Annotated in this window: 10 protein-coding genes and 1 riboswitch; of the genes, 8 read left to right on the top strand and 2 right to left on the bottom strand. The window is 58.5% G+C overall.

Annotated features, from left to right (window positions below; all coding sequences use genetic code 11):
- The first annotated feature begins 13 nt into the window (after positions 1-13).
- The 4 genes from sgrR to thiQ all read left to right on the top strand — a co-directional run bounded on the left by sgrR (position 14) and on the right by thiQ (position 5,092).
- Positions 14-1,669 carry an HTH-type transcriptional regulator SgrR gene (sgrR, locus tag ACQG2Q_RS03470; protein WP_426759062.1) on the top strand — a complete coding sequence of 552 codons (1,656 nt, stop codon included), beginning with the start codon at positions 14-16 and terminating at the stop codon, positions 1,667-1,669.
- A gap of 36 nt (positions 1,670-1,705) precedes the next feature.
- A riboswitch (TPP riboswitch) is annotated at positions 1,706-1,806 on the top strand.
- Between the two features lie 31 nt (positions 1,807-1,837).
- Positions 1,838-2,821 carry a thiamine ABC transporter substrate binding subunit gene (gene thiB / locus ACQG2Q_RS03465; protein ID WP_022647029.1) on the top strand — a complete coding sequence of 328 codons (984 nt, stop codon included), beginning with the start codon at positions 1,838-1,840 and terminating at the stop codon, positions 2,819-2,821.
- A complete protein-coding gene (gene thiP / locus ACQG2Q_RS03460) occupies positions 2,797-4,407 on the top strand; it encodes a thiamine/thiamine pyrophosphate ABC transporter permease ThiP (RefSeq protein WP_063137939.1) in 1,611 nt (536 codons plus the stop codon). The genes thiB and thiP overlap by 25 nt, the downstream gene beginning before the upstream one ends.
- Positions 4,391-5,092, top strand: coding sequence for a thiamine ABC transporter ATP-binding protein ThiQ (gene thiQ, locus ACQG2Q_RS03455; protein ID WP_063849750.1), 702 nt, complete (start codon positions 4,391-4,393; stop codon positions 5,090-5,092). Before thiP ends, thiQ begins: the two co-directional genes overlap by 17 nt.
- Before the next feature lie 43 nt (positions 5,093-5,135).
- Here thiQ and ACQG2Q_RS03450 read toward each other — a convergent pair whose 3' ends face one another.
- Together ACQG2Q_RS03450 and araC are read right to left on the bottom strand one after the other, a co-directional pair.
- A complete protein-coding gene (locus ACQG2Q_RS03450; RefSeq protein WP_017383796.1) occupies positions 5,136-5,903 on the bottom strand; it encodes a DedA family protein in 768 nt (255 codons plus the stop codon).
- Positions 5,904-6,021: 118 nt separating this feature from the next.
- Entirely contained in the window at positions 6,022-6,867 is an 846-nt protein-coding gene (gene araC, locus ACQG2Q_RS03445) for an arabinose operon transcriptional regulator AraC (protein WP_032625458.1), read from the bottom strand.
- 335 nt (positions 6,868-7,202) lie between these two features.
- On the opposite strand from araC, the gene araB reads away from it, so the two are divergent.
- The 4 genes from araB to polB all read left to right on the top strand — a co-directional run bounded on the left by araB (position 7,203) and on the right by polB (position 13,720).
- Positions 7,203-8,912, top strand: a complete 1,710-nt coding sequence (gene araB, locus ACQG2Q_RS03440) for a ribulokinase (protein ID WP_063849749.1) — start codon at positions 7,203-7,205, stop codon at positions 8,910-8,912.
- A 10-nt stretch (positions 8,913-8,922) separates the two neighbouring features.
- Positions 8,923-10,425, top strand: coding sequence for an L-arabinose isomerase (gene araA, locus ACQG2Q_RS03435; protein ID WP_015572656.1), 1,503 nt, complete (start codon positions 8,923-8,925; stop codon positions 10,423-10,425).
- 86 nt (positions 10,426-10,511) lie between these two features.
- Positions 10,512-11,207, top strand: coding sequence for an L-ribulose-5-phosphate 4-epimerase (gene araD / locus ACQG2Q_RS03430; protein WP_063849748.1), 696 nt, complete (start codon positions 10,512-10,514; stop codon positions 11,205-11,207).
- 155 nt (positions 11,208-11,362) lie between these two features.
- A complete protein-coding gene (gene polB / locus ACQG2Q_RS03425) occupies positions 11,363-13,720 on the top strand; it encodes a DNA polymerase II (protein ID WP_063849779.1) in 2,358 nt (785 codons plus the stop codon).
- The last annotated feature ends 103 nt before the right edge of the window (positions 13,721-13,823 follow it).

Below are 13,823 nucleotides of genomic sequence, written 5' to 3'. Positions count from 1 at the left end.
GAGTTCCTCTTTTATGCCTTCTGGTCGTCTGCAACAACAATTTATCCGCCTCTGGCAGTGCTGCGAGGGGCAATCGCAGGAGACCACGCTGAACGAGCTGGCCGAGCTCCTCAACTGCTCCCGGCGTCATATGCGTACCCTCCTCAACACCATGCAGCAGCAGGGCTGGCTAAACTGGGAGGCTGAAGCCGGACGCGGCAAGCGCTCGCGCCTGACTTTCCTTTATACCGGCCTGGCGCTACAGCAACAGCGGGCAGAGGATCTGCTGGAGCAGGACCGCATCGATCAGCTGGTCCAGCTGGTGGGCGACAAAGCCGCCGTGCGCCAGATGCTGGTCTCGCATCTGGGACGCAGCTTTCGTCAGGGACGCCACATTCTGCGGGTGCTTTACTACCGCCCAATGAAAAATCTGTTGCCCGGTACGGCGTTACGTCGCTCTGAAACCCACATGGCCCGGCAGATATTCAGCGGCCTGACGCGGATAAATGAGGAAAACGGGGAACTGGAAGCGGATATTGCCCATCACTGGCAACAGGTGTCTCCGTTGCACTGGCGCTTCTTTTTACGCCCCGGCATACATTTCCACCATGGACGCGAGCTGGAGATGCGCGACGTTATCGATTCCTTAGAGCGCGCCCGCACGCTGCCGCTCTATTCGCATATCGCGCGGATCCACTCCCCCACGGCCTGGACCCTGGATATTGAGCTATCGCAGCCGGACAAATGGCTTCCGTGGCTTCTGGGCTACGTGCCCTCGATGATCCTGCCTGCCGAGTGGCGATCCCTGAACAATTTTTCCAGCCAGCCGATTGGTACGGGCCCCTACTCCGTTTCACGGAACAACAGTAATCAGCTGAAGATCCGCGCCTTTGATGATTACTTTGGCTATAGGGCGCTGATCGACGAAGTCAACGTCTGGGTACTACCGGATCTCAACGAAGAGCTGAGCGCAGGCCTGACGCTGGAAGGGCCAACAGCCGGTGAAAAGGCGTTCGAAAGCCGCCTGGAGGAGGGCTGCTACTACCTGCTCTTCGATAGCCGCAGCCATCGCGGGGCGAATCACGACGTACGCTGGTGGATCAGCCATGTTCTGGCGCCCGCTAACCTGATTTATCACGCAGAGGAGCAATACCAGACCTGGTGGTTCCCGGCCTATGGCCTGCTTCCGCGCTGGCACCATGCGCAGCCAGTACGCAGTGAAAAACCTGCCGGACTGGAGACCATCACCCTCAGCTACTATCGCGATCACATTGAGCACCGGTTTATCGCAAGGATCATGAGTAAGCTGCTGGCAGCCGAGGGCGTGACGCTGGCGATACAGGAAGTGGACTATGATGAATGGCACCGTGGAGATGTTATCAGCGATATCTGGCTCAACAGTGCGAACTTCACGCTGCCGCTTGATTTTTCGCTCTTCTCTCACCTTTATGAAGTGCCCCTGATTCAGCACTGTATTAATCGGGACTGGCAGCGAGACGCCGCACGGTGGCGGGCAGGAGAAATGGATCTGGCCGCCTGGTGTCAGGAGCTGCTGGCCGGGCAGACGATCGTACCGCTGATTCACCACTGGCTGCTGATCCAGGGTCAGCGCAGCATGCGCGGCCTGCGAATGAATACCCTGGGCTGGTTTGATTTTAAATCCGCGTGGTTTGCGCCGCCGGAGCCATAACGCTTTCGTAATATTCACCAAATCATTACAATAGCGCCGTTCTCAACGGGGTGCTGCATCACTGATGTGCGCTGAGATAATACCCGTCGAACCTGATCCGGATAACGCCGGCGAAGGGATTTGAGGCTGTCTCTCAAAATCCTTTGCCACTCAACCCTGAGGTGCAAAGTGTTAAAAAACGTTCTTCCTCTGCTGGCGCTGTTTGCGCTGCCTGTTTTTGCTAAGCCTGTCCTGACGGTCTACACCTACGACTCCTTCTCCGCCGACTGGGGCCCCGGCCCGGCGGTGAAAAAAGCCTTTGAAGCCGACTGCAACTGCGAGCTGAAATTCGTGGCACTGGAAGATGGTGTCTCTCTGCTTAACCGGCTGCGTATGGAAGGCAAAAACAGCAAAGCCGACGTGGTGCTCGGGCTGGATAACAACCTGCTGCAAGCCGCCACTCAAACCAGACTGTTCGCCAAAAGCGGCGTGGCGGCAGATGCCGTCAACGTGCCGGGCGGCTGGAAAAACGACACCTTCGTTCCCTTTGATTACGGTTACTTTGCGTTTGTCTACGATAAAAACAAGCTGAAGAATCCGCCCAAAAGCCTGAAAGAGCTGGTCGAAAGCGATCAGAAGTGGCGCGTGATTTATGAAGATCCGCGCACCAGCACGCCGGGTCTGGGGCTGCTGTTGTGGATGCAGAAAGTCTATGGCGACAAAACGCCTGAGGCGTGGCAGAAACTGGCTGCGAAAACCGTTACCGTCACCAAAGGCTGGAGCGAAGCCTACGGCCTGTTCCTGAAAGGCGAAAGCGACCTTGTGCTGAGCTACACGACTTCTCCGGCCTACCACATTATCGCCGAGAAGAAAGACAACTACGCCGCCGCGAACTTTGCTGAAGGACATTATTTGCAGGTGGAAGTGGCCGCCCGCACCGCCGCGAGCAAACAGCCGGAGCTCGCCGAGAAATTCCTGAAGTTTATGGTTTCACCGGCATTCCAGAATGCTATTCCGACAGGAAACTGGATGTACCCGGTCACTGATGTTGCGCTGCCGGCAGGTTTTGAGCAGCTGAACAAACCGCAAACCTCCCTGGAATTTACGCCGCAGCAGGTTGCCACCCAGCGCGCCGCATGGATAAGTGAATGGCAACGCGCCGTCAGCCGCTGATCCCCGGCTGGTTAGTTCCCGGGCTGCTCGCCGCTATACTGATGGTGGTCGTCAGCCTGGGTGCATTCCTTGCGCTGTGGTTTAACGCGCCAGAGAGCGATCTGCTTGCCCTCTGGCACGACAGCTATCTCTGGCACGTCATCCGTTTCTCGTTCTGGCAGGCGTTTCTCTCCGCGCTGCTGTCAGTCATCCCGGCCATTTTCCTCGCCCGCGCCCTCTATCGCAGACGTTTCCCCGGCAGGCTTGCCCTGCTGCGGCTGTGCGCGATGACGCTGATCCTGCCCGTGCTGGTGGCGGTGTTCGGCATTCTGAGCGTCTATGGTCGGCAGGGATGGCTGGCATTCCTTTTCAACCTGCTTGGTCTGGAATGGACCTTCTCGCCATACGGCCTGAAAGGCATTCTGCTGGCGCATATTTTTTTCAATATGCCGATGGCCACGCGCCTCTTTTTACAGGCGCTGGAAAACATTCCCGGTGAGCAGCGTCAGATTGCCGCCCAGCTTGGCATGCGCGGCTGGTCGTTCTTCCGCTTTGTCGAATGGCCGTGGCTGCGACGCCAGATTGCCCCGGTTGCCGCGCTAATCTTTATGCTCTGCTTCGCCAGCTTCGCGACCGTACTTTCTCTCGGCGGCGGGCCGCAGGCCACCACCATTGAGCTGGCGATCTATCAGGCTTTAAGTTACGACTACGATCCGGGCCGCGCCGCGCTGCTGGCGATCGTGCAGATGGTATGCTGTCTGGCACTGGTGTTACTCAGCCAGAGGCTAAGCAAAACGATCCCCGCAGGAAGCAATAACATGACAGGCTGGCGCGATCCGCAGGACAGCCTGTATAGCCGCGTCGCGGATTTTATGCTGATCGCACTGGCACTCCTGCTTTTGCTGCCCCCGCTGCTGGCCGTTATCGTTGATGGACTGAATCGCAATGTGTTGTCGGTACTGCAACAACCTGTCCTGTGGCAAGCGACGTGGACCTCCTTGCGCATTGCGCTGGCAGCCGGGCTACTGTGCGTGATCCTGACCATGATGCTGCTCTGGAGCAGCCGCGAGCTGTACGCGCGTCATGCACGTAAAGCCGGACACGCGCTGGAACTGACGGGTATGCTGATCCTGGCGATGCCGGGCATTGTGCTGGCGACCGGATTCTTTTTACTGTTCAACAGCACCCTCGGCCTGCCGGAAAGCGCCGACGGCATCGTCATTTTTACCAACGCACTGATGGCCATCCCTTACGCGCTCAAGGTACTGGAAAACCCGATGCGCGACGTCAACAGCCGCTACAGCTTGCTGTGTCAGTCGCTGGGCATGCAGGGCTGGCAGCGTCTGAAGGTGGTAGAATTGCGCGCACTGAAACGTCCGCTCGCCCAGGCGCTGGCGTTTGCCTGCGTGCTGTCGATTGGCGATTTTGGCGTAGTGGCGCTCTTCGGCAACGAGGATTTCCGCACGCTGCCGTTCTGGCTTTATCAGCAAATCGGCTCCTATCGTAGCCAGGACGGCGCCGTCACGGCGCTGCTCCTGTTGCTGCTGTGCTTTGCGTTATTTACCGTTATCGAAAAACTTCCGGGGCGTGATGTTAAAACTGACTGATGTAACCTGGCTTTATGAGCACCTGCCAATGCGTTTTACCCTCTCCGTTCGTCAGGGAGAGCGAATCGCAGTGCTTGGCCCCAGCGGGGCCGGAAAAAGTACCCTGCTCAATCTGATCGCCGGTTTTCTGCAACCTGCCAGCGGGTCGATCGTCATTGATAACGGCGAGTTTACCTACGCTCCGCCGGCTAAGCGCCCGGTGTCGATGCTGTTTCAGGAAAACAATCTGTTCAATCATCTTACGGTCTGGCAGAACATCGCGCTGGGTATGGATCCGGGGTTAAAGCTCAGTGCTGCGCAGCGTCAGACGCTTGAGGCGATCGCCGAACAAATGGGCCTGTCTGCGTTTATCAACAGGCTTCCGGGGGAGCTTTCCGGCGGCCAGCGCCAGCGCGTGGCGCTGGCACGCTGTCTGGTGCGCGAGCAGCCGCTGCTGCTGCTCGACGAACCCTTTTCGGCGCTCGACCCGGCCCTGCGTCAGGAAATGCTCTCGCTGGTTGAGGAGGTGTGCGAGCGCGAACAACTGACGATGCTGATGGTTTCGCACAGCATTGAAGATGCCGCACGCATCGCGCCGCGATCGGTGGTGATCGCAGAGGGACGTATTTTGTGGGATGGAGAAACAGAAGAACTTGTGAGTGGTAACGCAGGGGCATCTTCATTGTTGGGCATTCGTGCGGTCTGATGCCCTCACCCTGGCCCTCTCCCACGGGGAGAGGGAAAACACCTTAACGGCTCACCACCTTCAACAGGATCTCGCCGTACACCGGCATCAGCGGGTGGCGGATTAGCGCCACCAGCGCTACCACCGCCACGCCGAGCGTAAGTGGGGCCAGCCAGAGCAGGCGCGTGCGCGGGAGATAGCGGGTCAGGCGATCGACGCTCGCTTTCGCGCTGCGCCACAGGCGCCAGCAGAGCCAAACCGCCAGCCACAGCAGCACCGCCGTACCCAGCAGCAGCCATTTAAACTCACCGCTTTGCATACCGTCAGGAATATCAATCGCCGCGCCCGCCAGGATACCCGGCAGGAAGTAGAACGGCGGCCAGAAGACGCAGCCGATAATGTTCGGCACCACAAACTTCGCGACGGGCAGATCCAGCATCCCGGCCACCATCGGCACCAGTGGACGCGTTGGCCCAACGAAGCGCCCCACGAGGATGGTGAACATGCTGTGCTGGTGCAGCGCATGCTCGGTTTTATCCAGCAGCGCTTTGTTTTTTTTCATGAACGACCAGCGGTGTAGCGGCTTCTTAAAGCGCCAGCCCAGCCAGAAGGAGATCCAGTCCCCCAGCAAACAGCCGATAATACCGGCCATCCACGCCTGCCAGAAATTGACCTCACCGCTGCCGATAAGCGCCCCAAGCCCCGCCATCATCACGGTGCCGGGCAGGATCAGCCCGACCAGCGCCAGCGACTCCAGAAACGCCACCAGCGCCACGGCGATGAGCGAATACATAACGGACTGGGTAATAAAATGTTCCAGCAATGCCTGCATAACTATTCCGGTCAGAAAACGAATCAGCGATTCTGCTTAGCGCCCTGCACCGCGTCAAGGCATCAATTGTCTGAATAGTTTACAAGATGCGCCTGAAGTTCACCTGAATGTTTACCGATTATTCACATCCCGCACGGAATTCGCTCGGGCTGGCACCGGTGCACTTCTTAAACACGCGAGAGAAATAGAGCTGATCTTCAAAGCCGACGTTACGCCCGACGGTGGCGATAGGCATTCGGGTGGTGCTGAGCAGCAGTTTCGCCTGGCTGATGCGCTGATCCTCGCGCCAGCTGAGCACACTCACGCCAAGCTGCTGGCGGAACAGATGCGACAGCCGTGACGGCGACAGGCACACATGCTGGGCGACGCTGGCAATATCAAACTGGCTGTCGGCAAGGTGGTCGCTGATGTACTGGCAGGCGTCGCGGACGCGGTTGTCCAGCGGCGGATTAAGCGACTCGTTGATGGCCTCCATGCGGCGCAGCAGCACCTGTTCAAGCAGATTGATGGCCAGCAGTTCAGCGTAGCGCCCTCCCGCCTGCCCTGCCTCAATAATTTGTGCGAACAGCTCACGGAACTGCGCCAGATGCGCCTCATCCGGGCGATAAAAACCGGTTTGCGCGAAAATGGCCGGCCACGAGAGCCACTCCTGCCAGTAGGCGCGCGGACGGAAATAGACCCACTGGTGATACCACTCTTTGGCATCCGGGTGGCGCCCGTAGTGGTGGATCTCCCCCGGCGGGAACAGCAGCATATCACCAGGGCGGCAGATAAACTGCCGATCGCCGTTTTTAATCACCCCTTCCCCGCGAACGGTCAGGTTCAGAATATACCCTTTCATTCCGAGCGGTCGATCGACGTAGAAATCGAGATACCCCTCGGCCTCAATGGGCGTCAGCCCCGCCACCAGATGGGCGTTAAATGAGTATCCCGGCAGCAGGGGATCGTTTTGCGGTTCGGCCATAGATTCAGTTCTCCCAAGGGTCCTGAAGGAAACCAATTGTCCATATCGATAAAAGCAGTATAAAAATGGCCCGCGAAAAGATCCAAAAAGCATCACGCCTCTTTTACGTCCGCCATGTTTCAGCCTTTCCCCCTGATTTCTCCGCCAGCACGGGCGGTTAAGCAGTAACAAAAGTGTCTATAAGTACGGCAGAAATGTCCACATTGAATATTTGCACGGCGTCACACTTTCAATCGTAACAGCAATTTAGTCCATAAGATTAGCGGATCCTGCCTGACGATTTTTGTCCCCAGTCTCTAATGTTCTTCCATACCTGTTTTGGATGGAGCAACACCATGGCAATTGCAATTGGCCTCGATTTTGGCAGCGACTCAGTTCGCGCGCTGGCAGTGGACTGTACGACTGGCCGGGAGATAGCAACCAGCGTTGAGTGGTATCCGCGCTGGCAAGAGGGGCGCTACTGCGATGCGCCGAACAACCAGTTCCGCCACCACCCGCGCGATTACATTGAATCAATGGAAGCGGCGATCAAAACCGTGCTGGCGGAGCTGACGGACGCCCAGCGGGCCGACGTCGTGGGGATTGGCGTCGACAGTACCGGTTCAACGCCAGCCCCGGTTGATGCAGAAGGCCGCGTACTGGCGCTTCGCCCGGAGTTTGCTGATAACCCGAACGCCATGTTTGTGCTGTGGAAAGACCATACCGCCGTGGAAGAGGCGGAAGCCATCACCCGCTTATGCCACCAGCCGGGCAAAACCGACTACTCGCGCTACATCGGCGGGATCTACTCCAGCGAATGGTTCTGGGCAAAAATCCTGCACGTTACCCGCGCGGACGCGTCGGTCGCACAGGCAGCGGCGTCATGGATTGAGCTGTGCGACTGGGTTCCCGCCCTGCTTTCCGGCACCACTCGCCCGCAGGCTATTCGCCGTGGCCGTTGCAGCGCCGGGCATAAATCGCTGTGGCATGAAAGCTGGGGTGGTCTGCCTCCGGCAGCGTTCTTCGATGAACTCGACCCGATCATCAACAAAAACCTGACATACCCGCTGTTTACCGACACCTTCACCGCCGATATTCCGGTCGGCATGCTCTGTGAAGAGTGGGCGAAACGCCTCGGTCTGCCGCAAAACGTGACCATTTCCGGCGGCGCGTTCGACTGCCATATGGGCGCCGTGGGCGCGGGTGCGCAGCCTAACACGCTGGTGAAAGTGATTGGCACCTCCACCTGCGACATTCTGACGGCGGATAAAACGACCGTTGGCGACCGCGCGGTGAAGGGTATCTGCGGTCAGGTTGACGGCAGCGTGGTGCCCGATTTTATCGGCCTCGAAGCGGGTCAGTCCGCGTTTGGCGATATCTACGCCTGGTTTGGCCGGGTGCTCGGCTGGCCGCTGGATCAGCTGGCAGCCGCGCATCCTGAACTGAAAACCCAGATTACCGCGAGCAAAAAACAGCTCCTGCCGCAGCTCACCGAAGCCTGGGCAAAAAATCCGTCTCTCGATCACCTGCCGGTGGTGCTGGACTGGTTCAACGGCCGTCGTACGCCGTTTGCCAACCAGCGTCTGAAAGGGGTGATTACCGATCTCAACCTGGCGACCGACGCGCCCGCGCTGTTTGGCGGCCTGATCGCCGCCACCGCGTTCGGCGCGCGCGCCATTATGGAGTGCTTCACCGGGCAGGGCATTGACGTGAACAACGTGATGGCTTTGGGCGGTATCGCCCGTAAAAACCCGGTGATCATGCAGGCCTGCTGCGACGTGCTCAACCGTCCGCTGCAAATTGTGGCCTCCGATCAGTGCTGTGCGCTGGGTGCCGCGATTTTCGCTGCCGTGGCCGCAGGCGTCCATGCGGATATCCCGACCGCGCAACAGCATATGGCGAGCGCCGTCGAAAGTACGCTCCAGCCGCAGGCTCAGCAGGCACAACGCTTTGAACAGCTTTATCAGCGCTACCAGCAATGGGCAAAAAGCGCCGAACTTCACTATCTCCCTGTCGCCGCCCCGGCCAAAACTACCGCGGACACTACGGCAACCCTGACACATTAAGGACACGATAATGACCATTTTTAATAATTATGAAGTGTGGTTTGTGATTGGCAGCCAGCATTTATACGGACCGGAAGCGTTGCAGCAGGTGACGAAACACGCGGAGCACGTTGTGAATGCGCTGAACGCGGAAGCCAAACTGCCGTGCAAACTGGTGCTGAAGCCGCTGGGTACTACGCCGGACGAAATCACTAACATCTGCCGCGATGCCAATTACGATGACAAATGCGCTGGCCTGGTGGTGTGGCTGCACACCTTCTCGCCAGCCAAAATGTGGATCAACGGCCTGGCTATCCTCAACAAACCGCTGCTGCAATTCCACACTCAGTTCAACGCCTCTCTGCCGTGGGACAGCATCGACATGGACTTCATGAACCTGAATCAGACCGCGCACGGCGGTCGCGAGTTCGGCTTCATCGGCGCGCGTATGCGTCAACAGCATGCCGTGGTGACCGGCCACTGGCAGGACGGCCAGGCACAAAAACGCATTGGCTCATGGATGCGTCAGGCGGTCTCTAAGCAGGATACCCGTCACCTGAAAGTGGTGCGTTTCGGCGACAACATGCGTGAAGTTGCCGTAACCGACGGCGACAAAGTGGCCGCGCAGATCAAGTTCGGCTTCTCCGTGAATACCTGGGCAGTGGGCGACCTGGTGCAGGTGGTGAATGACATCAGCGATGGCGACGTTAACGCGCTGGTGGACGAGTACGAAAGCAGCTACCGCCTGACGCCTGCGGCACAGGTCAACGGCGACAAGCGCCAGAACGTGCTGGATGCCGCACGCATTGAACTGGGCATGAAGCGCTTCCTGGAACAGGGCGGCTTCCATGCCTTCACCACCACCTTTGAAGATCTCCACGGCCTGAAACAGCTCCCGGGTCTGGCGGTACAACGTCTGATGCAGCAGGGCTACGGTTTTGCGGGCGAAGGCGACTGGAAAACTGCCGCTCTGCTTCGCATCATGAAGGTGATGTCAACCGGTCTGCAGGGCGGCACCTCTTTTATGGAAGACTACACCTACCACTTCGAGAACGGCAACGATCTGGTGCTCGGCTCGCACATGCTGGAAGTGTGTCCCTCTATCGCCGTCGAAGAGAAACCGATCCTCGATGTGCAGTACCTCGGCATTGGCGGCAAAGCGGATCCGGCCCGTCTGATCTTCAACACCCGTACCGGCCCGGCCATTAACGCCAGCCTGATCGACCTCGGCGATCGTTTCCGCCTGCTGGTGAACTGCGTCGATGCGGTGGAAACTCCGCATTCTCTGCCGAAACTGCCGGTCGCCAACGCCCTGTGGAAAGCGCAGCCTGACCTGCCAACCGCGTCGGAAGCCTGGATCCTGGCCGGCGGCGCGCACCACACCGTATTCAGCCACGCGCTTGACCTGAACGATATGCGTCAGTTTGCCGAGCTGCACGACATCGAACTGACCGTGATTGATAACGACACCCGTCTGCCAGCCTTTAAAGACGCGCTGCGCTGGAACGAAGTCTATTACGGTTCAAAACGTTAAGCCCTGAATGCCCGGTGGCACTTCGTTTACCGGGCCTACGGTTCTGTAGGCCGGATAAGCGCAGCGCCATCCGGCAGGAGACGACAATGTTAGAAGATCTCAAACGTCAGGTACTCGAAGCCAACCTGGCGCTGCCAAAACATAACCTCGTGACCCTGACATGGGGCAACGTCAGCGCCGTTGACCGGGAAAAAGGGGTGTTCGTGATCAAGCCTTCCGGCGTGGATTACACGGTAATGACCGCAGACGATATGGTTGTGGTCAGCCTCGAAACGGGTGAAGTGGTTGAAGGCAATAAAAAGCCCTCCTCCGATACGCCAACCCACCGCCTGCTCTACCGCTCATTCCCAACCATCGGCGGGATTGTGCATACCCATTCACGTCACGCGACCATCTGGGCGCAGGCGGGCCAGTCCATCCCGGCCACCGGCACCACACACGCGGACTACTTCTACGGCACCATTCCCTGCACGCGTCTGATGACCGATGCGGAGATCAACGGTGAGTACGAATGGGAAACAGGAAACGTGATTGTCGAAACCTTCGAAAAACAGGGAATCGACGCGGCGCAAATGCCCGGCGTGCTGGTGCACTCCCACGGCCCGTTTGCCTGGGGTAAAAACGCGGAGGACGCGGTGCACAACGCGATCGTGCTGGAGGAAGTCGCCTACATGGGGATCTTCTGCCGCCAGCTGGCACCGCAGATGCCGGATATGCAGCAAACCCTGCTGGATAAGCATTATCTGCGCAAGCACGGTGCGAAGGCGTACTACGGGCAGTAAATCATTGCCCGGCGGCGCTGCGCTTATCGGGCCTACGGATCCTGTTGGCCGGATAAGCGTAGCGCCATCCGGCAAAACAGGCACTGTATAAAACCCCAGCAAACACCCCTCAACCAGGCTATAATCAGGCCTGGTTTGTTTTGTGGGATAGCGGCGTGGCACAGGCGCAAGAAGGCTTTTTACTGACCCGACACTGGCGGGATACCCCTCAGGGCACCGAGGTTGCGTTCTGGCTGGCGACGGATAACGGCCCGCTGCACGTTACCCTGCCGCCTCAGGAGTCCGTGGCGTTTATCCCTGAACACCACGTCGAGAAGGTAAAGCAGCTGCTGCGCGGTGAAAACGGCTGGCGCCTCACGCCTCTTGAGCTAAAAGACTTCCACCGCCAGCCGGTTTATGGCCTCTACTGTCGCGCCCATCGCCAGCTGATGCGCTATGAAAAATTGCTCCGCGAAGCGGGCGTGACGCTCTATGAAGCGGACATTCGCCCGCCGGAACGTTTTCTGATGGAGCGGTTTATCACCGCCCCCGTCTGGGTAGATGGCACCGCGCAAAACGGCAGGATCGTTAACGCGCGCCTGAAGCCTAATCCGCACTATCGCCCGCCGCTGAAGTGGGTCTCGCTGGATATCGAAACCACCCGTCACGGCGAGCTGTACTGCATCGGCCTTGAAGGCTGCGGGCAGCGGGTTGTCTATATGCTCGGGCCCCCGAACGGCGATGCGTCCGCGCTGGATTTTCATCTGGAATACGTTACCAGCCGACCACAGCTGCTGGAGAAGCTTAACCAGTGGTTTGCCGAGCACGACCCGGATGTATTGATCGGCTGGAACGTGGTGCAGTTTGACCTGCGCGTGTTGCAAAAACATGCCGAGCGGTACCGCATTCCCCTGACGTTAGGGCGCGGAAACACGGAGCTGGAGTGGCGTGAGCACGGTTTTAAGAACGGCGTATTCTTCGCACAGGCTAACGGTCGCCTGATAATCGACGGCATCGAGGCGCTGAAATCCGCCTTCTGGAACTTCTCTTCCTTCTCGCTGGAAGCGGTCGCCCAGGCGCTGCTCGGTGAAGGTAAATCCATCGACAATCCCTGGGACCGAATGGACGAGATCGACCGGCGCTTTAATGAGGATAAGCCAGCGCTCGCTACCTATAACCTGAAAGACTGTGAGCTGGTAACGCAGATTTTCCATAAAACCGAGATCATGCCCTTCCTGCTGGAACGCGCAACGGTGAACGGTCTCGCGGTCGACAGGCACGGCGGCTCGGTAGCGGCCTTCAGCCACCTCTATTTCCCGCGGATGCACCGGGCGGGCTATGTGGCCCCTAACCTCGGTGACGTGCCGCCGCAGGCCAGTCCCGGCGGTTACGTGATGGATTCACGGCCCGGGCTGTATGATTCGGTGCTGGTGCTGGATTATAAAAGTCTGTACCCGTCGATTATCCGCACATTTCTGATTGATCCGGTAGGGCTGGTCGAGGGGATGGCGCAGCCAGACGATGCGCACAGCACCGAAGGTTTTCTTGGGGCACGCTTCTCGCGCGAAAAACACTGCCTGCCTGAAATCGTGGGAAACATCTGGCACGGCCGCGACGAGGCAAAACGTTACGGCAACAAGCCGCTCTCACAGGCGTTGAAAATTATTATGAATGCCTTTTACGGGGTGCTGGGCACCAGCGCCTGCCGCTTCTTTGATCCGCGTCTGGCGTCGTCCATCACCATGCGCGGGCACGACATTATGCGCCAGACCAAAGCGTTGATTGAATCCCGGGGTTATGACGTTATTTATGGCGACACCGATTCCACCTTTGTCTGGCTGAAATCGGCCCATTCAGAAGACGACGCCGCGCAAATCGGCAAAGAACTGGTCGCCTTCGTGAACGCCTGGTGGCGCGAAAGTTTGCAAAAAGAGCGGTTAACCAGCGCGTTAGAGCTGGAGTTTGAAACCCATTTTGCCCGCTTCTTAATGCCGACCATTCGCGGAACCGACCAGGGCAGCAAGAAGCGCTACGCCGGACTGATTCAGGAAGGCGACAAGCAGCGGATGGTGTTTAAAGGGCTGGAGACAGTGCGCACCGACTGGACGCCGCTGGCACAGCAATTTCAGCAAACCCTTTATCTGCGGGTGTTCCGCAATGAGCCGTATCAGGACTACGTGCGCGAGACGATAGCCAGCCTGATGGCAGGCGAACTTGACGCGCAGCTGGTGTATCGCAAGCGCTTGCGCCGCCCGCTGGCGGACTACCAGCGTAATGTTCCTCCGCACGTCCGCGCGGCGCGGCTGGCGGATGAAGAGAACGTTCGCCGGGGCCGCGCGCCGCAGTATCAGAACCGGGGAACGATCAAATACGTCTGGACAACGAACGGACCAGAACCCGTTGATTACCAGCAGTCTCCGCTCGATTACGATCACTACCTGACCCGCCAGCTTCAGCCTGTTGCGGAGGGAATTTTACCGTTCATCAACGACGACTTTGCTACACTAGTGACAGGACAACTTGGGCTATTTTGACGCGTGACGAAACCGTTGCCATCCAGTACCATAGCGCCCTTTCCATTCCCGGACCCATTTTTCGATGACCGTCTTTTTTGACGGGGTCGAACTATTGCCTGCA

The organism is Enterobacter cloacae complex sp. 370H10 (genome assembly GCF_050031535.1).
Classification (GTDB): domain Bacteria; phylum Pseudomonadota; class Gammaproteobacteria; order Enterobacterales; family Enterobacteriaceae; genus Enterobacter; species Enterobacter intestinihominis.
Note: the sequence above shows the minus strand (reverse complement) of the source record. Positions and strands in the feature narration are given on the sequence as shown.

Bases quoted from the DNA above. Each gene is read 5' to 3' on its own strand.
- araA (WP_015572656.1), top strand. From the start codon at position 8,923: ATGACCATTTTTAATAATTATGAAGTGTGGTTTGTGATTGGCAGCCAG.
- araD (WP_063849748.1), top strand. From the start codon at position 10,512: ATGTTAGAAGATCTCAAACGTCAGGTACTCGAAGCCAACCTGGCGCTG.
- thiP (WP_063137939.1), top strand. From the start codon at position 2,797: ATGGCAACGCGCCGTCAGCCGCTGATCCCCGGCTGGTTAGTTCCCGGG.
- sgrR (WP_426759062.1), top strand. From the start codon at position 14: ATGCCTTCTGGTCGTCTGCAACAACAATTTATCCGCCTCTGGCAGTGC.
- araB (WP_063849749.1), top strand. From the start codon at position 7,203: ATGGCAATTGCAATTGGCCTCGATTTTGGCAGCGACTCAGTTCGCGCG.
- ACQG2Q_RS03450 (WP_017383796.1), bottom strand. From the start codon at position 5,903: ATGCAGGCATTGCTGGAACATTTTATTACCCAGTCCGTTATGTATTCG.
- thiQ (WP_063849750.1), top strand. From the start codon at position 4,391: ATGTTAAAACTGACTGATGTAACCTGGCTTTATGAGCACCTGCCAATG.
- araC (WP_032625458.1), bottom strand. From the start codon at position 6,867: ATGGCCGAACCGCAAAACGATCCCCTGCTGCCGGGATACTCATTTAAC.